Source organism: Aliiroseovarius sp. xm-d-517, from assembly GCF_013283135.1.
In the GTDB taxonomy this organism is placed as follows: Bacteria; Pseudomonadota; Alphaproteobacteria; order Rhodobacterales; family Rhodobacteraceae; genus Aliiroseovarius; species Aliiroseovarius crassostreae.
Map to the genome: position 1 here is coordinate 75,067 of NZ_WBXT01000002.1, position 22,186 is coordinate 97,252.

The following is a 22,186-nucleotide window of genomic DNA, read 5'->3' on the forward strand; positions in this document are numbered from 1 at the left end:
CGCAGATCAGCCCAAGTGACCCCGGATCAACCGAGGCGCCCGTTATCCTCGCGTTTCACCGCAATGACAGATGAGCGTGGCAGGCCGGTTTCCGCAGGCCAGGATCCGCCCGGATGCTGGATCCCGACAAAAGCGGTGCGCCGGTCCGATGACCAGCACAGCCCGGTCACTTCGCTGCCTTTCGGCCCGGTCATAAAGCGCGCAATCTCTCCGGTCAGAGGATCGCCCACCAGCATCTGGTTGTTGCCCATCCCGGCATAATCACCTTCGTTGCTGTCCTTGCCATCGGTCTGAATCCACAGAAGGCCGCTGTCATCAAACGCCATCCCGTCCGGCGAGTTGAACAGGTTGCCCTCGGTGATATTCGCGGATCCGCCATAGATATTGTCATAAAGCGTGGGATTGCCCGCCATCACATAAAGGTCCCAGTCGAACCGGTCAGAGGCGTGATCGTCCTGATGCGGACGCCAGCGCAGGATCTGGCCGTAATGGTTGGTTTCACGCGGGTTCGGCCCGTTGACCGATGTGTCATCCCCACCGGCATTGGGCTTTACCCCCCGGTTCTTGTTATTGGTCAGCGCGCAATAAACCTCGGTTGCAACCGGGTTTGCGGCCACCCATTCGGGACGGTCCATGGTGGTGGCCCCCACGGCCGAACCTGCTTCGCGCGCAAAGATCAGCACTTCGGCCAGGCTCTCCATGCCGGTGGTTTCCGGGGTCAGGGCCAGCCATTCCCCGGTACCGTCATCGTGGAACTTCGCCACGAAAAGCGTCCCGTCATCCAGCAACCCCTCGGTGGAGCCGCCCGGCTGATACCGGCCATGGGACACGAAACGATACAGGAACTCGCCGCGTTCATCATCGCCCATATAGACCACAACCTGCCCGGAGGGCGCCAGCACCACCTCAGCGTTTTCATGTTTGAACCGGCCAAGGCCCGTGTGTTTCACCGGCATGCTGTTGGGGTCGGTCGGGTCAATCTCGACGATCCAGCCCGCCCGGTTGGGTTCATTCGGGGTCTTCGACGTGTCAAACCGCGCATCCCATTTGTGATAGTCATAGCCCCAGCCATCCGCACCGATCCCGTAACGCTGGAAACCGCGCGGCAGCGGGTCGGCCTCACCGGCGGTGGACCCGAAATAGCCGTTGAAGTTTTCCTCGCAGGTCAGATAGGTCCCCCACGGGGTCTTGCCAGAGCCGCAATTGTTCAGCGTGCCCAGCGAGCGGGTGCCGGTCGGATCCGCCTCGGTTTGCAACAGGGCGTGACCCGCCGCAGGCCCCACCAGTTTCATCGGTGAGTTATGGGTGATCCGGCGGTTGAACGGGCTGTCCACAACCACCTGCCAGCCTTCCGACCCTTCGGCCAGTTCCATCACCGTCACGCCCTGAAGGTTCTGCAGTTTCTGCACATCCCCGGCCCCGGCGGGCACCCCGCCCTGGGCGGCCGGCAGGTTGATCTTGCGGTTGGCATATTCATGGTTGATCACAATCAGCTCGTGACCCTGATAGCTGAAACATTCCATCCCATCGGTATTTTCGCCGAAAACCCGGTCCGACTTGGCAACGGGACCACCGTCCTGAACGCTGTAGCCCGCACCGTCTGCAAACAGCGCATCCCCCCAGCTGGCCAGAACCTGACTGTGATAGCCCTCGGGCACATGCACCAGATGATCGGTGGCGATCGGAATGGGTTTGAACGGGAAACGCGCCGCAGTTTGCGCCTGTTGCGCCAGCGCCGAGGTGGCGTTCAGCATCCCTGCCCCCACCCCTGCGCCCATGACGGCAGCCCCGGATCCGAAGGCCAGAATGCCGCCCAGAAACCCCCGGCGGCTCAGCGCGCGTTCGACCACCTCGTCAAACTCGTTTTCATCAGGGCGCGGGAAATGTTTCTCATCCCAGTCATCCGCGGACAGGTCGTGCATTTGGTCCATATCTTCTCTCCAACCAGACATGCGGCCCACACCAGATCGGGCGGGCTTTGCGTTTTGGCGTAAGGAACCCCCGAAATGTAACAGAAAGACCATCGCCACATGAAGGTTTCGCGACGCTGCCGAATTTCACGGGCAAACACCCGATGGGCCAGACGGACAGGTGACAGAGCACCAGCCCTGCCCTATGTTGCCGGGGATTCGTTACGGCCTTCAACCGGGTCTCCATCTGGAATTTATCAGGGGGAGTATGGGGGGATTACCGGGGAAAATCTTTGGGATTGCCCTTAATTTTCAGGGCAAAAGGGGTTGCATACAAATGTATGCTGAAATATATCACCCATAGCTAGCTTCCCCCGGCCCGCCAGATTCTGCTCTGCCCCGGCGTCGAAAGCTGAAACCAAACTCTAACGCGTAGGGATCGTCATGAGCTTGTATACCGACTATCTGACCGAGATCGAAACCCGTAAGGCCCAAGGCCTGAACCCCAAGCCGATTGACGGTGGTGACCTGGTTGCCGAGCTGATCGAACAGATCAAGGACACCGGCAACGAACACCGCGAAGACAGCCTCAAGTTCTTCATTTACAACACCCTGCCCGGCACCACCTCTGCCGCTGGTGTGAAAGCGGCCTTTCTGAAAGAGATCATTCTGGGCACGGCCACCGTGGCCGAAATCACTCCGGATTTCGCCTTTGAACTGCTGTCGCACATGAAGGGCGGACCCTCGGTCAAGGTGCTTCTGGATCTGGCTCTGGGTGATGACGCCGCAATCGCTTCGCAGGCTGCGGACGTGCTGAAGACTCAGGTGTTCCTCTATGAAGCTGACACCGACCGTCTGGAAGACGCTTACAAGGCCGGCAATGCCGTGGCCAAGGATATTCTGGAAAGCTATGCCAAGGCTGAGTTCTTCACCAAGCTGCCCGAGGTGGAAGAAGAGATTAAAGTGGTCACCTATATCGCCGGTGTGGGCGATATCTCGACCGACCTGATGTCGCCGGGCGCCGAAGCGCATTCGCGCGCCGACCGCGAGCTGCACGGCCAATGTTTCAGCACCCCCGAAGCACAGGCCGAGATCCGCGCCCTGCAAGAGGCGCATCCCGATGCACGCGTGATGATGATTTCGGAAAAAGGCACGATGGGCGTGGGGTCCTCGCGCATGTCCGGGATCAACAACGTGGCGCTGTGGATGGGCAAACAGGCCAGCCCCTATGTGCCCTTCATCAACATCGCCCCGGTTGTGGCCGGCACCAATGGCATCTCGCCGATTTTCCTGACCACTGTTGGCGTGACCGGCGGGATCGGCATTGACCTGAAAAACTGGGTCAAGAAGACCGATGCTGATGGCAACACGGTTCTGGATGAAAACGGCGAACCCGTTCTGGAACAGGCCTATTCGGTGGAAACCGGCAAGGTGCTGACCATCAACAGCAAAACCAAGAAACTCTATGATGCGGACGGCACCGAGCTGGCCGACGTGTCCGCCTCCTTCACCCCGCAGAAACTTGAGTTCATGAAGGCGGGCGGCTCTTACGCCGTGGTCTTCGGCAAGAAACTGCAGACATTTGCAGCCGAAGCCCTGGGACAGGAGCTGAAATCGGCTTACGCCCCGTCGAAAGAGATTTCGATCGAAGGTCAGGGCCTGACCGCGGTTGAGAAGATCTTCAACCGCAACGCCCGCGGCACCACCCCCGGCAAGACCCTCTATGCCGGTTCGGATGTGCGCGTGAAGGTGAACGTGGTAGGGTCGCAGGACACCACCGGCCCGATGACCGCTCAGGAACTGGAAGCGATGGCCGCGACCGTGATTTCCCCGTCGGTTGACGTGGGCTATCAGTCGGGCTGCCACACCGCGTCTGTGTGGGACAAGAAGGCACAGGCCAACATTCCGAAACTGATGCAGTTCATGAATGATTTCGGCCTGATCACCGCGCGTGACCCGAAGGGTGTTTACCATTCGATGACCGACGTGATCCACAAGGTGCTGAATGACATCACCGTGGACGACTGGGACGTGATCATCGGCGGCGACAGCCACACCCGCATGTCCAAAGGCGTGGCCTTTGGTGCAGATAGCGGCACCGTGGCGCTCGCGCTGGCAACCGGCGAAGCCGCCATGCCGATCCCGGAATCGGTCAAAGTGACCTTCAAAGGCCAGATGGCCGATCACATGGATTTCCGCGACGTGGTGCACGCCACCCAGGCGCAGATGCTGCAGCAACATGGCGACAACGTGTTCCAGGGCCGCATCATCGAGGTGCATATCGGCACATTGCTGGCTGACCAGGCCTTCACCTTCACCGACTGGACCGCCGAGATGAAGGCGAAAGCCTCGATCTGTATCTCGAATGACGAGACGCTGATCGGTTCGCTGGAACTGGCCAAGTCGCGCATCCAGATCATGATCGACAAGGGTATGGACAACGCTGCCCAGACCCTGCAGGGCCTGATCAACAAGGCTGACGCCCGGATCGCGGACATCAAATCGGGTGCGAACCCGGCGCTGACCCCGGATGACAACGCAAAATACTTTGCCGAAGTTGTGGTGGATCTGGACCAGATCGTTGAACCGATGATCGCCGACCCGGATGTGAACAACGACGACGTGTCCAAGCGTTACACCCACGACACGATCCGCCCGATCAGCTACTACAAGGCTGAAAAGACCGTGGATCTGGGCTTTGTCGGCTCGTGCATGGTGCATAAGGGCGACATCAAGATCGTGGCGCAGATGCTGAAGAACCTCGAAAAGATCCATGGTTCCGTCACCTTCAAGGCCCCGCTTGTGGTGGCGGCCCCGACCTACAACATCATTGATGAGCTGAAGGAAGAAGGCGACTGGGAGATCTTGCAGAAATATTCGGGCTTCGAGTTTGACGACCTGTTCCCGAAAACCCAGGCACGGACCGAGTATGAGAACATTCTCTATCTCGAACGTCCGGGCTGCAGCCTCTGCATGGGCAACCAGGAAAAGGCCGAAAAAGGCGATACGGTGCTGGCCACCTCAACCCGCCTGTTCCAGGGCCGCGTCGTGGCCGACCTGCCCGAGAAGAAAGGCGAAAGCCTGCTCGCCTCGACCCCGGTTGTGGTCCTGTCCGCCATTCTTGGCCGCACCCCGACCCTTGAGGAATACAAGGCCGCCGTGGAGGGCATCGACCTGACCAAATTCGCCCCGCCGCAAGAAGTGCCCAGCACCGCGAAATCGGTCCATTTCTAAGATCCCGCTCACTATCCCGACGGGACAACAGAACACGGCAGGGGGGCGCGCGCGTCCCCCTGTTTCATTTTACCTGTTTCATTTCAGATACCCCATTTGGGTCAGAAGGCCTCGTCCTTGACCGACTGCATCGACACATGGGTTGAGGTGCTGGCCACAAAAGGCAGGCCGGAAATCACCTCTCCCAGAATGGTGCGATAGGATTGCATGTCGCGCGTGCGCAGCTTCAGCAGATAATCAAACGCCCCGGCAATCATGTGGCACTGTTCAATCTCGGGCGCCGCCTGCACCGCCGCATTGAACGCGCTCAGCGCCGCTTCGGTCGTATCGGTCAACTCCACCTCGACAAACACGACCTGATCGAGCCCAAGCTTCTCCGGATCCAGCATCGCCTTGAAGCCGTGGATATACCCCTCCGCCATCAGGCGCTTCATGCGCAGCTGGCAGGGTGTCTTGGACAGGCCCACCCGGTTTGCAAGCTCGGTCACCGGCAGGCGCCCCTCCCCCGACAGAATCTTCAATATTTCCCGATCATATCGGTCGAGATTCCCATTTTCCGCCATTCTTCATATCCTTTGACCCATTCAGAGCATTAAAATAGGTCTCTTGGGCCACAAACTCAATCACTTTAGGCATTCTGCCTTTCCGTTCTACGCTACACTTATCCAACCTTGAAACCCCGCCGACCTTTGACACGGCCCACTCTCACGAGGACCGCAATGACCAAGCTGACCCATATCCGCTCCACCCTGCGCGCAAATCACCTGCGCGATGAGCGTGCCGTGCTGGCCGACCTGACCGCCGCCCACCCATTCAGCGCCGCCGAGCGCGCCATGGCCCGCAATGCCGCCACCCGGCTGGTCGAGGACATTCGCGGTCACAGCGATCCGGGGTTGATGGAAGTGTTCCTGGCCGAATATGGCCTGTCGACCAGCGAAGGCGTCGCCCTGATGTGCCTGGCCGAGGCGCTGCTGCGTGTGCCCGATGCAGACACGATCGACGCGCTGATCGAAGACAAGATCGCGCCATCCGCCTGGGGCCAGCACCTTGGCCAATCCTCCTCCTCACTGGTCAATGCCTCGACCTGGGCCCTGATGCTGACCGGCAAGGTTCTGAAAGAAGGCGAGGGGGTGATTGCCACGCTCAAGGGCGCGGTGAAACGGCTGGGTGAACCGGTGATCCGGGCGGCTGTTGGCCGCGCGATGAAAGAGATGGGCGCACAGTTCGTGCTGGGCGAAACCATCAAAGAGGCCGTGAAGCGAGGCAAGAAGAAGGAAAAGGAAGGCTACACCTATTCCTATGACATGCTGGGCGAAGCGGCGCTGACCGCCGAAGACGCCAAGGACTTCCTCACCGCTTATTCCGATGCGATTGCCAATCTGGCCGCGGAATGCCGCTCCGGTGACATTCGTGAAAATCCGGGCATCTCGATCAAACTCTCCGCCCTGCACCCGCGTTACGAAGTGGGACAGCGCGACCGGGTGATGAGCGAACTGGTGCCGGTGACGCTGAAACTGGCCCAGCAGGCCAAGGCCGCCGGGATGGGGTTCAATATCGACGCGGAAGAGGCCGACCGGCTGGAACTGTCGATGGATGTGATCGAAACCGTGCTGCGCGACCCGTCGCTGGCCGGTTGGGACGGGTTTGGCGTGGTGGTTCAGGCCTATGGCAAACGCGCAGCCCAGGTGATCGACTGGCTTTATACACTGGCCGAAGAGCTGGATCGCAAGATCATGGTGCGCTTGGTAAAAGGGGCCTATTGGGACACCGAGGTAAAACGCGCGCAGGTCGAAGGGCTGAAGGGCTTCCCGGTCTATACCCGCAAACTTGCCACCGACATCTCTTATATCTGCAACGCCCGCAAGCTGCTGGGAATGACCAACCGGATCTACCCGCAATTTGCCACCCACAACGCCCATACCGTGGCGGCGATCCTGCAGATGGCTGGCGACAACAGGTCGTTTGAATTCCAGCGCCTGCACGGAATGGGCGAAAGCCTGCACGACATCGTCCTGCAACAAAACGGCACCCGCTGCCGCATCTACGCCCCGGTTGGCGCCCATCGTGATCTCTTGGCCTATCTGGTGCGCCGCCTGCTTGAAAACGGCGCCAACTCCTCTTTCGTGAACCAGATCGTCGACGAAGACGTGCCCGCCGAAACCGTCGCCGCCGACCCGTTTGAGGCCTATGGCGCCGGGGGGCAGAACGCGGCGGTGAAAACGCCGGCAAACCTGTTCGGCCCGGAACGGGTGAATTCGAAAGGCTGGGATCTGCATGACGAAGACGACCTGGCCGATATTGTGGCCGCCCGCACCCCGTTCAAAACCAGAACCTGGACCGTGGGCCCGCTGATCGCAGGCGAAGTGGAAGGGGACAGCGCCCATAAGGTGATCAACCCCGCCAGTCCTTCGGACGTTCTGGGCGAGGTCGTTCAGGTCTCCGCCAAAGATGTGGAAACCGCGCTGAACGCCGCCGCGCCGTGGGATGCGGATGCCGCCACCCGCGCCGAGGTGCTGAACCGTGCCGCCGACCTTTACGAAGAAAATTTCGGCGAAATCTTTGCCATCCTCACCCGCGAAGCCGGGAAAACGCCGATGGATGCCATTGCCGAACTGCGCGAAGCGGTCGATTTCCTGCGCTATTACGCAGCACGGGGTCTGGAACAGAAACTGCCCGCCCGCGGGGTGATGGCCTGCATCTCGCCGTGGAACTTCCCGCTGGCGATCTTCTCGGGCCAGATTGCCGCCGCGCTGGCAGCTGGCAATGGCGTGCTGGCGAAACCGGCCGAACCCACGGCCATCATTGCCACCCGCGCCGTGCAACTGATGCATGAGGCCGGCGTGCCGGTCTCCGCCCTGCAGCTCCTGCCCGGTCGCGGATCGGTTGTCGGCGCGCGCATCACCTCGGATCCGCGCATCAAAGGCGTCTGCTTTACCGGCTCCACCGCCACCGCCCAGACCATCAACCGCGCCATGGCCGAAGGCGTCGCCCCCGGCGCCCCGCTGATCGCCGAAACCGGCGGGCTGAACGCGATGATCGTCGACAGCACCGCCCTGCCCGAACAGGCCATCAAGGATATCGTGGCCTCAAGCTTCCAATCCGCTGGCCAGCGATGCTCGGCCCTGCGGATGCTTTACGTGCAGGAAGATGTGGCCGCCCCGTTCCTTAAAATGCTGTATGGCGCAATGGACGAACTGGTGGTCGGCAACCCCTGGAACCTGTCCACCGACACCGGCCCGGTCATCAACGAAGGGGCCCGGCGCGAGATCCAGGACTATATCGAAGCCGCGCGACGCGACGGGCGCCTGCTGAAAGAACTCGACATTCCGCAAGGCGGCACCTTCATCGCCCCCACGGTTCTGTCCGTCTCCGGCATTGCCGATCTGGAAAAAGAGGTGTTCGGTCCGGTCATGCATGTGGCCACCTTCAAAGCCCACGAACTCGACGACGTGGTGGCCGCCATCAACGCCACCGGGTTCGGGCTGACCTTCGGGATGCACACACGCATCGACGATCGGGTCGAACAGGTGACCTCGCAGCTGAATGTCGGCAATATGTATATCAACCGCAACCAGATCGGCGCCATCGTGGGATCACAACCCTTCGGGGGCGAGGGCCTTTCCGGCACCGGCCCAAAGGCCGGCGGCCCGAACTACGTACCCCGCTTCACCCAACCCGGCAGCCGCACCCTCGCCGCCGAGGCAGGATCAGCCGTGGAACTCGCCCGCCTGCAGGCCGCAATTGACGCAGCCCCCCGCCCCGCCCGGCGGCCCCTGACCTGCGACGCCCTGCCCGGCCCAACCGGCGAAAGCAACATGCTGTCCGTCTATGGTCGCGGGCTGCTGCTCTGCACCGGCCCCACATTGGCCGCCGCAAAAGAACAGGCCGAAATTGCCCGGGCCCATGGCTGCACCAGTGTGATCATTGCCCCCGGTGCCTCGGGCGAGCACATGGTGGACGGCGTGCTGGATCCGGCACACCTCTCCGCCCTGACCGGCATCGACGGCGTGGTGTCCTGGGCAGAAGACGCCCCCCTGCGCGACATGCGCCGTGCACTCGCCGCCCGCAGCGGCGCGCTGGTGGCCCTGATCACGGACGAGGATTTCGGCCCGCGCTGCCTGATGGAGCGGCACATCTGCGTCGACACCACCGCAGCCGGCGGCAATGCCTCACTGCTCGCGCAAGCGAGCTAAACGGTCCACCACATGAAAAACCGGGAGCCCGCCCTATGCGGCTCCCGGCCCTCTTTTTCTTGCTGAAAATACCTCGGGGTGAGACCCGAAGGGTCGAGGGGCAGCGCCCCTCCCTTCAAACCGCGATCCGGGGGCGCCCCGAAGCCTCGGCGGTTACATCCGCATCCAGAAACACCTCACGCCCATCAATTGTAGCGGTGCGGATATTGCGATGTGCCTGCGTGTGGACCCCTTCGGCCCCCGCCGCATCCGCTTCTGCCTGCGCTTGCAGCAACAACACCTCTTCCACCCGGGCCATGGCCGCGTCAGCCGACAGGAAATCCTCGGGTCCCTGCTCCAAATGCGCCCGGAACTTGCCTTCGGCGGGGCTTGTCACGCTCGCGCTATGGCGAATGGTGATCCGCCCCACCACCGCGCCAATCGCATTGGCCACATGGGCATGGCGCGGCAGCTTCATCTCGCAGCCCAGCCGCGCGCCCACGGCGGGGTAATAGGTCGGGGCCGACGCCCCCAGCCCCACAACGGGAAGGTTCAGCCCGGCGTCGAGGCGCACAAGCCCGCGATGCGCCCCCAGCCCGCGCTGGGTCAGCACATGACGGGCCAGCTCTTCTGGCGACAGGTCAAACCCCTCCTCTTCCTGCGCAAAGGCGCTTTCCAGAAGCGCAATCCCGGTCTGGTGTGTCAGCTGATCAATGATCATCCGCGCCACCTCTTCGGCGGATTGTGCCAGCACCTTGCCCGCCCCGGTGCGCTGGCGACCAAACAGCACCAGCGCCTTTTCCGCCGCCCCCCGGTCCCAGGCCGCATTCAGCCCCAGAACATGGCTCGCATCCGAGGGGGTAATGCCCGAAATCTGCACCAACCCGCGCTCGATCAGGCGGCGCAGCGCCATATATTCCAACCGGGAGGAGAGCACCTCCCCCAGCGGGTGAATCTCCTCTCCGATCCGGTCCAGAAGCCCGGTTTCCCGCGCACTCAGCCCGGTGCGCAGCGCCCCTTTCACAGGGCGCACGAAACGGGCAAAATGCTCGCCCAGATAGGTGCTTTTCAGCTGCGTATCCAATAGCTTATGCACCAGATCAGGGGCCTCTGTGGCAATCAAGGACACCGGCAGGACGCGGCGCGGACCAAGGGTGATCTGGCCCTCAAGACCGCTTTGCACCAGATGCGCCTCGCTATCTCCGCCCAGCCCGGTGGTGCGCATCGCAACCGCTTCGACCATGGTGCGATAGGGGCCAACCCGGGCGCCATCGGGGTCAATCGCCGGGCGCCCATCGCGCAGCAGCGCCACATCGGTGGTGGTGCCGCCAATATCGCTGACCAGCGCCTCGGCCACACCGGTCATCCAACGCGCACCAACAATGCTCGCCGCTGGACCGGACAGGATGGTTTCAATCGGGCGCTCCAGCGCAAATTCAGCCGAAATCAGCGCGCCATCCCCGCGCACGACCATCAGCGGCGCATCCACGCCCAGCTCAGCCAGCCGGGCCTGCGCCCGCGTGATCAGCCGGTTGATCATGCCGATCAGCCGCGCATTCAACACCGCGGTCAGGGCGCGTTTCGGCCCGCCCAGCTTGGCCGACAGGTGGTGCGAGCAGCTGACCGGTTTGCCCAGACGGTCTTGAATGATCTCCGCCACCCGCCGCTCATGCCCGGTATTGCGGGTGGCAAATTGCGCGCCGATGGCAAAGGCGGACACCTCATCGCCATGCGCCTCCAGCCACGCCACCAGCGCCGCCTCATCCAACGGGGCCGCCTCATTGCCGGCATAATCATGGCCGCCCGCGATCAGCACACAAGGATCATCCCCAATCGCGTCCGAAAGCCCGTTGCGCGCCATATCCTTTTCGTCAAAGCCGATCAGAACAAGGCCCACCCGCTCGCCCTGCCCTTCGATCAGGGCATTGGTGGCCAGCGTGGTCGAGAGCGACGCAAGTGTCACATCTTTGGGCGACACCCCCGCCTGCGCAAACACCGCCTGCGCCGCCAGACCGATTCCCTCAGCCAGATCATGGCGCGTGGTCAGGGATTTGGCGGCGGCAATCACCGTTTTTTCATCTTCGATCAGAACCGCATCCGTATAGGTGCCGCCGGTATCCACGCCCAATGCCAATGCCATGTATCTTCTCCTGTTTCGCCCCATTCACATAGCGCCCCGCCCACCCCCCTGTCAGGTGATTTCCGACCGCCGAGGTCGTTTTTCATATGTCCCGGCACAAAGCACCGCTTGCCTTTTCAAAAACTATAGATAATATCCCCGACCAAATGTCACCTAATAGGGTTTTATCTATAAAATGGAAAACGGCAAGAAAATCTGGACCCGGGAAGAGGCGCTCGCCCTGCATGACCAACCGCTGATGGACCTGCTGTTTCAGGCCCAGACCGTGCATCGGGCCAATTTCGACCCCAACAAGGTGCAGATGTCGCGCCTGCTGTCGATCAAGACCGGCGGCTGCGCCGAAGATTGCTCCTATTGCTCACAATCCGCCCGCAACGGCTCAAAACTCACCGCCTCCAAACTGATCGAGGTCGAGCGCGTCCTGTCCGAAGCCCGCAAGGCCAAAGAGGCCGGGGCCACGCGCTATTGCATGGGGGCGGCCTGGCGCGAACCCAAAGAACGCGACATGGATCAGCTCATCGCCATGGTCGAAGGCGTCAAGGCCATGGGCATGGAAAGCTGCATGACGCTGGGGATGCTCGACGACACGCAGGTCATTCGCCTGAAAAATGCAGGCCTGGATTACTACAACCACAATGTCGACACCTCGGAACGGTTTTACCCCGAGGTGATCACCACCCGCACCTATGCCGACCGGATCGACACGCTCAATCGGGTGCGCGAAGCCGGGATCAAGGTCTGCTCTGGCGGCATCCTGGGCATGGGCGAGGAAGGTCAGGACCGGGTGGATATGCTGGTGACACTGGCCAATCTCGAAGAGGCCCCCGACAGCGTGCCGATCAATATGCTGATGCCACAGGAAAACACCCCGCTCGCGGATTTGAAACCCATCGACCCGATCGCCTTTGTCCGCGTCATCGCCACCGCCCGCATCATGATGCCGCGCTCACATGTGCGCCTGTCGGCGGACCGCAGCGACATGACGGATGAAATGCAGGCAATGTGTTTCTTCGCCGGCGCCAACTCGATCTTCTGTGGCGACACGCTGTTGACCGCGGACAATCCCGAAGACGACAAGGACATGGCGCTGTTTGCCAAGCTTGGCCTGAAACCGATGGTCGCAGCCGACCATATGGATTGCGACAAGAAGACAGCCGATGCGCAGCCCCCGATCCCCAACCTGCGCCCTTTTGGAGCCAGCACCGCCCCGATTGAGGCCGCTGAATGAGCGTCACCGCCCGCCTGTCCGGCGCGCTTGACGCCCTGTCCGCGCGCCATCGCAGGCGGGCGCTGATCCCGCGCGCGGGGCTGGATTTTGCCTCGAATGACTATCTTGGTCTGGCCGGGTCGGAGCTTTTGCAGGCGGCGGCACGGGATGCGCTGTCGCGCAATGTGCCTCTTGGGTCGGGCGGATCCCGGCTCTTGCGGGGCAACCACGCAGAGCATCAGGCGCTTGAGGAGGAGGCAGCGCTGTTTTTCGGCGCCGAGGCCGCGCTTTTCATGGGCGGGGGGTTTCAGGCCAATCAGGCGATTTTCTCCACCCTTCCCGCGGCGGGCGACCTGATCTTGCATGACGCGCTGATCCACGCCTCGGCCCATGAAGGGATACGGCTGGGCCGGGCCGAGGCGCGCGCATTTGCCCATAATGACCTGTCTTCCGCCCGCAGCACGCTGGCCCGCTGGCGGGCCGAAGGTGGGGCGGAGCGGGATCGTGCGCAGGTCTGGATTGCGGTTGAAAGCGTCTATTCGATGGAAGGGGACATGGCCCCGCTGAGGGAGCTGGCCCGGTTCGCCGCTGAGGAAAACGCGGTTCTCGTCGTGGATGAGGCCCATGCCACCGGGGTGTTCGGCGCGCGCGGCGAAGGGCTTGCCCATGAGGCGGCCGGGCATCTTGGCGATCACCTGCTCACGCTGCATACCTGCGGCAAGGGGCTGGGCGTTTCCGGCGGGCTGATCTGCGGCGCGCGCATCATGATCGACACGCTGATCAACCGCGCGCGCCCCTTCATCTTTGCCACCGCCCCGTCGCCTTTCGACGCGGCCCTTGTGCGGGCGGTGCTGGCCGGATTGGCCGAGCACCCCACCCGCGTGCTGGCTGCGCAGGCCCGGATCCGTCATGCCCATGACGAAGCCGCACGAGTGTTGACCCTGCCTGACCTCTCAAGCCAGATCATCCCGGTGGTGCTGGGGACCGATCAGGCCGCGATGCGGGCGGCGCAGGATCTGCAGGATCTGGGGTTCGACATTCGCGCCATCCGTCCGCCCACCGTGCCGCGTGGCACCGCACGGCTACGCGTCTCAATCACCGGGAATGTGACCAATCGCCAGATCACGCAGCTGATCGAGGCCATCGCCGCCACCTGCCCCAAGGCACATCCCGACCCCTCAATGGAGCCTGTTGCATGAAACCGCTTGTCGTGACCGGCACCGATACCGGGGTCGGGAAATCCATTGTCGCAGCCGGGCTGACCGCAGCCCTTGGCGCGGCCTATTGGAAGCCGGTGCAATCCGGGCTGGAGGATGAAACCGACAGCGCGCTGGTGGCCCGGCTGACCGGCGTCACCCCGCTGCCGGAAACCTATCGCCTGCCGCTTCCGGCCTCGCCGCACCTGTCCGCCGAAGCGGCCGGGGTCAAGATCGACCTTGGAAAGCTGGCCCTGCCCAAGCTGGACGGGCCATTGGTGGTGGAAGGCGCGGGCGGCGTGATGGTGCCGCTGACACGCCGGCATTTCTACCTCGACCTGTTTGCCCGCTGGCAGGCGCCGATTGTGCTGGTTGCACGCACCCAGCTGGGCACGATCAACCACACCACCCTGTCGCTGCGCGCCCTGCGCGGGGCGGGGTGCCACGTGGTTGGCGTGATTTTCAACGGCCCACCGGACCCCAAGGTCGAACAGACCATTTCCGAGATGAACGCCGTCGCCCATCTTGGCCGCCTCGCCCCCCTGGACGAGATCACGCCGGGCACATTGCGCAGGGGCTTTGCCGCGATCGACATGCCCACCATCCGGAGCGCGCTATGAAAGACACGCTTTCCCCCCGCGCCTTTGACGCCACCCATCTGTGGCACCCCTATACCAACGTGGCCGATCCCGGCCCGATGCATCTGATCACCGGGGCGGAGGGCATCTGGCTGACCCGGGACGATGGCGGGCAGATGATCGACGCCATGTCCTCGTGGTGGTGCACCATTCACGGCCACCGCCACCCCCGGATCACCGGCGCGATGAAAGCGCAGATCGACACGCTGCCACATGTCATGTTCGGCGGCCTCACCCATGACCCGGCGATTGAACTGGGCCGCAAGCTGGTGGGGCTCTTACCGGACGGGCTCGACCGGATCTTCTATTGCGACAGCGGGTCCGTGGCGGTGGAAGTGGCGATGAAAATGGCAGTGCAATACCAGATCGCCACCGGCCACAGGGACAAGGTGGAATTTGCCACCATCCGCGGCGGCTATCATGGGGATACATGGAAGGCGATGAGCGTCTGCGATCCGGTGAACGGGATGCACGGCCTCTTTCGCGGCGCGCTGCAGATCCAGCATTTCCTGCCCCGCCCCGCCGTGACCATTGATCAGGACTGGAGCGACGACCCGTTGACAAACGGCCTCGCAGCCCTGTCAAAACTGCTGATCGACAAGGGCGACCGCATCGCCGCCCTGATCGTCGAACCGGTGGTGCAGGGTGCTGGCGGAATGTATTTTTACCACCCGCTCTACCTGAAAGAGGCAAAAGCCCTCTGCGCCGCCCATGACGTGCTGCTGATTTTTGATGAGATTGCCACCGGCTTTGGCCGCACCGGCGCGCTGTTTGCCGCCGAAATGGCCGACACAACGCCGGACATCCTGTGCCTCGGAAAAGCCCTGACCGGCGGGCATATCTCTTTTGCCGCCACCGTGACCACACAGGACATCGCCTATGGCATCGGCCGGTCAGAGGCAGGCGTGTTCATGCATGGGCCGACCTATATGGGCAACCCCCTTGCCTGTGCAGCCGGGGTGGCCAGCCTGTCGCTGATCGAAACCGGCGCATGGAAGGCACAAACCGCTGCAATAGAGACACAGATGAAAGCGGAACTCGCCCCCGCCCGCAGCCTGCCCGGTGTGCGGGACGTGCGGGTTCTGGGGGCAATTGGCGTGATCGAAATGCACAGTCCGGTTGACCCGCGCGTGGCCCATGCGGCCGCCCCCCGCACCGGGGTCTGGCTGCGGCCCTTTGCCCATAACATCTACACCATGCCGCCCTTCATCATCACCCCCGACGAGCTGTCGCGCGTGACCGCCGCCATGGTCGAGCTTGCAAGGGGGCACGGATGAACGCCCGCTGGCTGACCCGAACCGGCGCCCCCGCGCTTGTTATCCTCTTTGGCGGATGGGCGCTTGGACCCGAACCATTTGTGCAGCTCGCCGGGGATCAGGACCTGCTGTTTGTCGACGATTACCGGCACCTTGACCTGCCCCCACCCGACCGCGCGCCCTATGAAACCGTCACTGTTCTGGCCTATTCCTTTGGCGTCGCTTCGGCGCTGCACTGGCTTGATCAGACCGGCTTTGCCCCGGATCACCTTGTTGCCGTGAACGGCACCCCCTGCCCCGCCGATCCGCAAATGGGCATCCGACCAGAGGTGGTCCGCGCCACGGCCGAGGGTTTGAGCGAAACGAGCTTTGCCCGGTTCTGCCGCCGCGCCGGGATGACCACCCCACCACAGATCGACATCCCGACCCGGCAGGACGAGCTCTTCACGATCCTTGCACGGGGCAATGCCAGACCAAGGCATTTCAACCGGATCTGGATCTCGGCCCAGGACCGGATCATCCCCAGCACCGCCCAACGCCGCGCCTGGGCCGCACAGCCGGGTCAGATCCGTGAGGTCAACGCCCCACATATGCCCTTTGCCCCCGGCCAGACCTGGCAGGAGTGGCTGTCATGAATGCCCTCCCCTCCCCCTCAGCCGCCGCCACCCGCGTCGGGCGCAGCTTTGCCCGCAATTTCCAGACCTATCACGCCAATGCCCGCCTGCTGGCCGCGATTGCAACGCTGCTGGCCCGCCGGTTGCAGCACCATGGCGCACCGTCCCATTTTGCCCGCGGGTTCGAATTTGGCTGCGGCACCGGGCATCTGACCGGGGCGCTCCGCGCGCGGTTCACCTTTGGAGAGCTGACCCTGAATGACCTCGTGCCCGAGGCCGCCGATGTGGCGCGCGCCCATGGGGCCGCCTTCCACCCCGGAGACATCCGCCGCACCCCCTGGCCAGACAGGCCCACCCTGATCACCTCGGCCTCCACCCTGCAATGGATGCGGGATCCGGCGGCGCTGGTGGCGCGGGCTGCGGACCAGCTCGCCCCCGGTGGCTGGTTGGCGCTGTCCGGGTTCGGACCACGGCAATATTGCGAATTGTCCGCATTGGGATCGGCGGCAGGCGCGCCGGGCCTGTGCCGCCCCGAAACACTTGCTGCTCCCCTAGAAGGGTTCAGGATCCATGAAGCACGCGGGCGCTGTCACAGGCTTTGGTTCACCTCCCCGCAGGAGGTGTTGCGTCATTTGCGGGCAACCGGTGTGAACGGAGCGGCGCGCGCGGTCTGGACCCGGGCGCGTCTGCGCGAATTCTGTGACGGGTATCGGGCCCGGTTCGAGCAGGATGGGCAGGTCTCGCTGACCTATCACCCGGTCTGGCTGATTGCGCAGAAACCGGCGGCGTAAAGAGGGCGGCGCAGGGGCGGAACCTGCAAGCAAAAACTTTAAACTTCGCCTCTGCGGCGGTCAGAAACTTTAAACTTTGGCATTTTGACCCGTGTGAAACTTTAAAGTTTCACACCGGCCGGATTTTCAGCCCCGCGCCGACCCATGCCCGTCACAGCACATCAAGCGAGGTCTTGACCCGATCCATCACCACCGCCGTTTTGAACCGGTTGATATTGCTTTCCTCAAAGAAATAGTCCTGGGTGAAGGCCTCATATTCCTTGATATCCTTCACCGTGAGGATCAGCACGAAATCCCCCTCGCCGGTGGTATAATAACATTGCTGCACAGCGGGGGCATGGCGCATCTTGCGTTTGAACGCATCCAGCGAGGCGCGGTTCTCACGCTCCATCATCACCTCAACAATAATGGTCATTTCGCGGCCAAGTTTTGCAGGCGAAAGCACGGCGATTTCCTTTTCGATCACACCGCTGGCGCGCAGTTTCTGAAGCCGCTTCTGCACCGCGGGTGGCGACAGACCGACATCCTGTCCAATCGCCTCTGCGGTCATGCGCGCATTGCCCTGCACAAGGCGCAGGATCGCCAGGTCCTTCTCATCCATTCTGATTTCCATCACAATTTTGCCAGTTTGGTCTGAATTTTATCGCGTATTGCTAAAATTGATACGCCATACCTCAATGATTTTGCGGAATTCTGAAGACATAACGCCACGAGGACCCATATGGACAACTTCCATCGCCGCCTGACCGCTTTGCGACACGACCTTCACCGGCACCCCGAACTGGGTTTTGAGGAAACCCGGACCAGGCAGATGATTGCCGACCACCTCCGCGCCCTCGGGATCGAAGTGGAGGAAGGCATTGGAATCGTTGGCGTTCTGCGCGCGGGGCAAGGCAACCGGGCGATTGGGCTGCGCGCTGATATGGACGCGCTGCCGATCCATGAAACCGCGCATCATGACCATGTTTCGACCACGCCGGGGAAAATGCATGCCTGCGGCCATGACGGCCATGTCGCCATGCTGCTGGGGGCCGCTGAGCGGTTGGCCCGGACCCCGGATTTCGACGGCACGGTGGTGTTCCTCTTCCAACCGAACGAGGAGCACGGGCTGGGTGCCAAAGCGATGATTGACGATGGCCTGCTGACCCGTCACCCGATTGACGAGGTCTATGCCATCCACAATCTTCCCGGCGCGCCCTTGGGTCAGATCTCGTCCCGAACCGGTCAGATCTGCGCCAGCGAAAGCCTGTTTGAAATCACGCTCCGGGGTCAGGGCGGTCATGCCTCGATGCCCCATACCGGCGTGGACGCCATCACGGTCGGGGCGGAACTGGTGCTTGCCTTGCAGACCATCGTGTCGCGCAAACTGGCCCCCGGCGCCGGTGCCGTGGTCTCGGTGACCGAGTTCCTGACCGACGGGCAGCGCAATGTCCTGCCCGGACGGGCCATTTTGAAAGGCGATGTGCGCGCACGCCTTCCCGAAGACCGCGAGGCGGTGGCGGGGTTCATGCATCAGATCGCACAGGGCGTTGCCGCCACACATGGCGTCACGGTGGACATTCAGTTCAACACTGAATTCATTGAAACAATTAACGCCGAAGCCCCGACACAGGCGGTCTACCGCGCGGGCGAGGCTGCCGGCTGTAACGTGCTCCGCAACCGCCCCCCGATGAGCTTTTCCGAAGATTTTGCCCATTTCTCCGCCGCCGTGCCCGGATGTTTCCTGCTTTTGGGCAATGGCACCGAGGGGCCGCATGGCCAGCCGCTGCACGCCAGCGACTACGACTTCAACGACGCTCTGCTTCCCATTGGGTCAGAGTTCTGGGTGCAGCTGGTCCGCGACCGCCTGCCACCCCGCACAGACTGAAAGGACATCTGATGCACAGCGCCTTCTCCACCGCATCCCTCTGCCACACCAAGGGCAACCCGCAGCCCGCCAAAGCAGCTTTTTCCGTTCTGTCAGAGCAGGATTTTGCCGCAAGCTGGGCCGAGATCACCGCCTGGCCGGGCTATGCTCCGACCCCGCTGATCTCGCTTGCCGGGCTTGCGCGCGAAATAGGAGTGGGTGCAATCCACTACAAGCACGAAGGGCCGCGGTTCGGGTTGGGCAGCTTCAAGGCGCTTGGCGGGTCTTACGCCGCCTTGCGGGTGCTGGCGCGTGAGCTGTCCGCCCGCCTGGGACAGGATATCACCCCCGCCGATATCCGCACGGGCCGCTATGCCGACGAGGTGAAAGACATCACGCTGGTTTCTGCCACTGATGGCAATCACGGCCGATCACTGGCCTGGGGGTGTCAGACCGTGGGCGCCCCCTGTCGCATCTATATCCACGCTGAAGTCAGCGAAGGCCGCGCCGAGGCAATGCGCGCGTTGGGCGCCGAGGTGATCCGCATCAAGGGCGATTACGACGAAAGCGTCCTGCTGGCCAAATCCGAGGCCGAAGGAAACGGCTGGTTCGTGGTCTCGGACACTTCGTGGGAGGGGTATACCGAACCACCCCGCGATGTGATGGCAGGGTATGGCGTGATGACGCGTGAGGTCTGTGAGGCCCTTGATCAGGCCCCAACCCATGTGGTGTTACAAGGGGGTGTGGGTGGACTGGCCGCCTCGGTCGCAGCCGGATTGCGGCAGTATTGGGGGCAGGACGCACCGCATGTGGTGATCGTCGAACCCGAACTGGCGGCCTGCCTGTTTGACAGCGCCAGGGCGGGCAAGGCCACCAATTTTGCCATTCAGCACGAAACCATCATGGCCGGACTGTCCTGTGGGGAACCTTCGGAAATGGCATGGGATATCCTTGCCGAGGAGGCCAGCGACTTCCTGACCATTCCGGACAGCATTGTCGCGCCAACCGTGCGTCTTCTGGCGCGGCCCGAGTTTGGGGATGTGGCCATCGAGGCCGGAGAAAGCGCCGTGGCGGGGCTTGCCGCCCTGATTGCGGCCCGACAGGATCCGTCCCTGTCCGAAACGCTCGGGCTGGACGCCCGTTCGCGGGTGTTGTTCATCGGCTCAGAAGGGGTGACCGACCCGGATATTTTTGCAGCCATCATGGACGGGCAGGACAATGTCTGACGGATTGACCCGCGGCTTTCCAGAAGAGGAATTTGCCGCCCGCACCGCAGCCGCGCAGGCGCGCATGGCGGAAATGGGACTGGCGGGGATGTTGCTGCTGAGCGAAGCGGAGCTGCGTTATTTCAGCGGGTTTCACACGCTGTTTTGGCAAAGCCCGACCCGCCCCTGGTTCCTGTTTGTGCCCCTTGAGGGCAAACCGATTGCAATCATCCCCGAAATCGGTGCCGCCCTGATGCGTCAGACCTGGATTGAGGACATTCGCACATGGGCCGCCCCTGCTCCGGACGATGATGGGATCAGCCTGCTGAGCGACCTGCTGTCGCCCCTTGCCGCACGGGGCGCAACCATCGGTGTGATGAAGGGACACGAAACCGCCCTGCGCATGCCGCTTGGCGATTACGAACGGCTGATGGCGCAGCTCCCTGGTCTGCAGATCACTGATTGCACGGCGATTGTGCGCGGGCTTCGCATGGTGAAATCCGAACGCGAGATTGAAAAGCTCACCCGGATCTGTGCCATCGGTTCACACACATTCGCCGAGGTGCCCATGCTGGCCCATGAGGGGCAGGCCTTTGAGGACACGTTCCGCGCCTTTCGCCGCGAAGCCCTTTTGCAGGGCGCGGATGATGTGCCCTATCTGGTCGGTGGGGCCGATCAGGGGGGCTATCATGACGTGATTTCCCCCCCGTCCCGTCGCCCACTGCAAAAAGGGGACATCATGATGCTTGATACCGGGATGACCTGGGACGGGTATTTCTGCGATTTCGACCGCAACTGGGCAATTGGTCAGGCGGATGATGCGTCACGCCGCGCCTATGATGTTTTGTGGCGGGCCACCGAAGCCGGGATTTCGGCGGCCCGGCCCGGCGCCACCTGCGCGGATCTGTTCCATGCGATGCAACGGGTCATTTCCGAACTGGATCAGAGCGGCGCCTCAGATGGCGATGTCGGCCGGTTGGGTCACGGGCTGGGAATGCAACTGACCGAATGGCCTTCTCACGTGGCGTGGGACCAGACGGTGATCGAAGAAAACATGGTGCTAACGCTGGAACCGTCGCTGAGTTATGGCGACGGTCGTATCATGGTGCATGAAGAAAATATCGTGGTGCGGGCGGAGGGGGCCGAGCTGATCTCTCACCGCGCGGCCCCGGAATTGCCGGTGATCTCATGAAACTGCCATTTGAAACCGACGAGGGTATTGGCACCCACGCCACCCTTGGCACCGTTGTCTTGGAAACGGATGAGACGTTGGAGCCGGAATTTGCCCGGCTGGTGCCCCGCCCCGGCGTGGCGCTTTATCATACCCGCATTCCGATGGTGGCAGAGATCACCCCGGACACCTTGGCGAAAATGGAAGCAGACCTGCCCGCTTCGGTCCGGCTTCTGCCCCCGTCCCTGACATTTGATGTGATCGGCTATGGCTGCACCTCTGCCGCCACCGTGATCGGGTCGGAACAGGTGGCAAAAGCCATCCAGACCGTATTTCCCGGTGTTTTGGTCACGGATCCCCTTGCCGCCCTGATCGCCGCCGGGCGAAAAATCGGGGCAAGACGGCTTGGATTTCTGACACCCTATGTGGCCAATGTCTCCGCCCGGATGCGCGGCAGATTGCAGGATGCGGGGTTTGAGATCGCGGGGTTCGGCTCTTTCGAAGAAGGGCGCGACCCGGTGGTGGCCCGGATCAGCGAGGCCTCCATCCTTGAAGCGGCGGTCACGGTTGCCCAAACGCAACCCTGTGACGCGATCATCATCTCCTGCACCAACCTGCGCTGCCTCGATATTCTGGATGAGATCGAGGCCCGCACCGGGGTGGCGGCGCTTTCCAGCAATCAGGCTCTGGCCTGGCACATGCTGCGACTGGCCGGTGTGCAGGATCAACAGATCGGGGCGGGCCGCCTGTTTCGAGAGTTCTGACCGGGGGCAAGCCCGCACACGGAGCCGCCCCATCCCAGAATT

The 22,186-nt window shown here is 62.6% G+C and carries 16 protein-coding genes; 12 read left to right on the forward strand and 4 right to left on the reverse strand.

Annotation, left to right across the window (positions count from 1 at the left end; translation table 11 throughout):
- Window positions 1–26: 26 nt before the first annotated feature.
- On the reverse strand, window positions 27–1,931 hold the full coding sequence (locus tag XMD517_RS15485) for a PhoX family phosphatase (protein WP_254450052.1): 1,905 nt from the start codon (window positions 1,929–1,931) through the stop codon (window positions 27–29).
- Window positions 1,932–2,354: 423 nt separating this feature from the next.
- On the opposite strand from XMD517_RS15485, the gene XMD517_RS15490 reads away from it, so the two are divergent.
- Window positions 2,355–5,144, forward strand: a complete 2,790-nt coding sequence (locus XMD517_RS15490; RefSeq protein WP_173488194.1) for a bifunctional aconitate hydratase 2/2-methylisocitrate dehydratase — start codon at window positions 2,355–2,357, stop codon at window positions 5,142–5,144.
- Between the two features lie 101 nt (window positions 5,145–5,245).
- Here the strand turns inward: XMD517_RS15490 and XMD517_RS15495 are convergent, their stop codons facing one another.
- The gene (locus XMD517_RS15495) at window positions 5,246–5,707 is read right to left on the reverse strand and encodes an Lrp/AsnC family transcriptional regulator (protein ID WP_055191012.1); all 462 of its coding nucleotides are present in this window, start codon (window positions 5,705–5,707) and stop codon (window positions 5,246–5,248) included.
- A 156-nt stretch (window positions 5,708–5,863) separates the two neighbouring features.
- Here XMD517_RS15495 and putA point away from each other — a divergent pair, with 156 nt between their 5' ends.
- A complete protein-coding gene (gene putA, locus XMD517_RS15500; RefSeq protein WP_173488193.1) occupies window positions 5,864–9,337 on the forward strand; it encodes a bifunctional proline dehydrogenase/L-glutamate gamma-semialdehyde dehydrogenase PutA in 3,474 nt (1,157 codons plus the stop codon).
- Between the two features lie 115 nt (window positions 9,338–9,452).
- Here putA and XMD517_RS15505 read toward each other — a convergent pair whose 3' ends face one another.
- Window positions 9,453–11,456 carry a hydantoinase/oxoprolinase N-terminal domain-containing protein gene (locus tag XMD517_RS15505; RefSeq protein ID WP_173488192.1) on the reverse strand — a complete coding sequence of 668 codons (2,004 nt, stop codon included), beginning with the start codon at window positions 11,454–11,456 and terminating at the stop codon, window positions 9,453–9,455.
- Window positions 11,457–11,631: 175 nt separating this feature from the next.
- On the opposite strand from XMD517_RS15505, the gene bioB reads away from it, so the two are divergent.
- Genes bioB through XMD517_RS15535 form a run of 6 tightly spaced genes read left to right on the forward strand, consistent with a single transcriptional unit; the run spans window position 11,632 to window position 17,158 of the window.
- Entirely contained in the window at window positions 11,632–12,684 is a 1,053-nt protein-coding gene (gene bioB, locus XMD517_RS15510; RefSeq protein ID WP_173507559.1) for a biotin synthase BioB, read from the forward strand.
- A complete protein-coding gene (locus XMD517_RS15515) occupies window positions 12,681–13,862 on the forward strand; it encodes an 8-amino-7-oxononanoate synthase (protein WP_173488190.1) in 1,182 nt (393 codons plus the stop codon). The genes bioB and XMD517_RS15515 overlap by 4 nt, the downstream gene beginning before the upstream one ends.
- Complete coding sequence (gene bioD / locus XMD517_RS15520) at window positions 13,859–14,479, forward strand: dethiobiotin synthase (protein WP_173488189.1); 621 nt, start codon at window positions 13,859–13,861, stop codon at window positions 14,477–14,479. The genes XMD517_RS15515 and bioD overlap by 4 nt, the downstream gene beginning before the upstream one ends.
- Entirely contained in the window at window positions 14,476–15,774 is a 1,299-nt protein-coding gene (gene bioA / locus XMD517_RS15525; protein WP_173488188.1) for an adenosylmethionine--8-amino-7-oxononanoate transaminase, read from the forward strand. The genes bioD and bioA overlap by 4 nt, the downstream gene beginning before the upstream one ends.
- A complete protein-coding gene (locus tag XMD517_RS15530; protein ID WP_173488187.1) occupies window positions 15,771–16,388 on the forward strand; it encodes a pimeloyl-ACP methyl esterase BioG family protein in 618 nt (205 codons plus the stop codon). The genes bioA and XMD517_RS15530 overlap by 4 nt, the downstream gene beginning before the upstream one ends.
- Window positions 16,385–17,158 carry a methyltransferase domain-containing protein gene (locus tag XMD517_RS15535; RefSeq protein WP_173488186.1) on the forward strand — a complete coding sequence of 258 codons (774 nt, stop codon included), beginning with the start codon at window positions 16,385–16,387 and terminating at the stop codon, window positions 17,156–17,158. Before XMD517_RS15530 ends, XMD517_RS15535 begins: the two co-directional genes overlap by 4 nt.
- 151 nt (window positions 17,159–17,309) lie before the next feature.
- Here the strand turns inward: XMD517_RS15535 and XMD517_RS15540 are convergent, their stop codons facing one another.
- Complete coding sequence (locus XMD517_RS15540) at window positions 17,310–17,759, reverse strand: Lrp/AsnC family transcriptional regulator (RefSeq protein WP_055191104.1); 450 nt, start codon at window positions 17,757–17,759, stop codon at window positions 17,310–17,312.
- A gap of 120 nt (window positions 17,760–17,879) precedes the next feature.
- Here XMD517_RS15540 and XMD517_RS15545 point away from each other — a divergent pair, with 120 nt between their 5' ends.
- Genes XMD517_RS15545 through XMD517_RS15560 form a run of 4 tightly spaced genes read left to right on the forward strand, consistent with a single transcriptional unit; the run spans window position 17,880 to window position 22,144 of the window.
- Window positions 17,880–19,025, forward strand: coding sequence for an amidohydrolase (locus XMD517_RS15545; RefSeq protein WP_173488185.1), 1,146 nt, complete (start codon window positions 17,880–17,882; stop codon window positions 19,023–19,025).
- Window positions 19,026–19,036: 11 nt separating this feature from the next.
- On the forward strand, window positions 19,037–20,230 hold the full coding sequence (locus XMD517_RS15550; RefSeq protein WP_173488184.1) for a diaminopropionate ammonia-lyase: 1,194 nt from the start codon (window positions 19,037–19,039) through the stop codon (window positions 20,228–20,230).
- On the forward strand, window positions 20,223–21,401 hold the full coding sequence (locus XMD517_RS15555; RefSeq protein ID WP_173488183.1) for a Xaa-Pro peptidase family protein: 1,179 nt from the start codon (window positions 20,223–20,225) through the stop codon (window positions 21,399–21,401). The genes XMD517_RS15550 and XMD517_RS15555 overlap by 8 nt, the downstream gene beginning before the upstream one ends.
- Window positions 21,398–22,144, forward strand: coding sequence for an aspartate/glutamate racemase family protein (locus XMD517_RS15560; protein ID WP_173488182.1), 747 nt, complete (start codon window positions 21,398–21,400; stop codon window positions 22,142–22,144). The genes XMD517_RS15555 and XMD517_RS15560 overlap by 4 nt, the downstream gene beginning before the upstream one ends.
- Window positions 22,145–22,186: the final 42 nt, after the last annotated feature.

What these genes read in the sequence shown, in the direction of transcription:
- XMD517_RS15485 (WP_254450052.1), bottom strand. Translation starts at nt 1,931, where the DNA reads ATGGACCAAATGCACGACCTGTCCGCGGATGACTGGGATGAGAAACAT.
- XMD517_RS15490 (WP_173488194.1), top strand. Translation starts at nt 2,355, where the DNA reads ATGAGCTTGTATACCGACTATCTGACCGAGATCGAAACCCGTAAGGCC.
- XMD517_RS15495 (WP_055191012.1), bottom strand. Translation starts at nt 5,707, where the DNA reads ATGGCGGAAAATGGGAATCTCGACCGATATGATCGGGAAATATTGAAG.
- putA (WP_173488193.1), top strand. Translation starts at nt 5,864, where the DNA reads ATGACCAAGCTGACCCATATCCGCTCCACCCTGCGCGCAAATCACCTG.
- XMD517_RS15505 (WP_173488192.1), bottom strand. Translation starts at nt 11,456, where the DNA reads ATGGCATTGGCATTGGGCGTGGATACCGGCGGCACCTATACGGATGCG.
- bioB (WP_173507559.1), top strand. Translation starts at nt 11,632, where the DNA reads ATGGAAAACGGCAAGAAAATCTGGACCCGGGAAGAGGCGCTCGCCCTG.
- XMD517_RS15515 (WP_173488190.1), top strand. Translation starts at nt 12,681, where the DNA reads ATGAGCGTCACCGCCCGCCTGTCCGGCGCGCTTGACGCCCTGTCCGCG.
- bioD (WP_173488189.1), top strand. Translation starts at nt 13,859, where the DNA reads ATGAAACCGCTTGTCGTGACCGGCACCGATACCGGGGTCGGGAAATCC.
- bioA (WP_173488188.1), top strand. Translation starts at nt 14,476, where the DNA reads ATGAAAGACACGCTTTCCCCCCGCGCCTTTGACGCCACCCATCTGTGG.
- XMD517_RS15530 (WP_173488187.1), top strand. Translation starts at nt 15,771, where the DNA reads ATGAACGCCCGCTGGCTGACCCGAACCGGCGCCCCCGCGCTTGTTATC.
- XMD517_RS15535 (WP_173488186.1), top strand. Translation starts at nt 16,385, where the DNA reads ATGAATGCCCTCCCCTCCCCCTCAGCCGCCGCCACCCGCGTCGGGCGC.
- XMD517_RS15540 (WP_055191104.1), bottom strand. Translation starts at nt 17,759, where the DNA reads ATGGATGAGAAGGACCTGGCGATCCTGCGCCTTGTGCAGGGCAATGCG.
- XMD517_RS15545 (WP_173488185.1), top strand. Translation starts at nt 17,880, where the DNA reads ATGGACAACTTCCATCGCCGCCTGACCGCTTTGCGACACGACCTTCAC.
- XMD517_RS15550 (WP_173488184.1), top strand. Translation starts at nt 19,037, where the DNA reads ATGCACAGCGCCTTCTCCACCGCATCCCTCTGCCACACCAAGGGCAAC.
- XMD517_RS15555 (WP_173488183.1), top strand. Translation starts at nt 20,223, where the DNA reads ATGTCTGACGGATTGACCCGCGGCTTTCCAGAAGAGGAATTTGCCGCC.
- XMD517_RS15560 (WP_173488182.1), top strand. Translation starts at nt 21,398, where the DNA reads ATGAAACTGCCATTTGAAACCGACGAGGGTATTGGCACCCACGCCACC.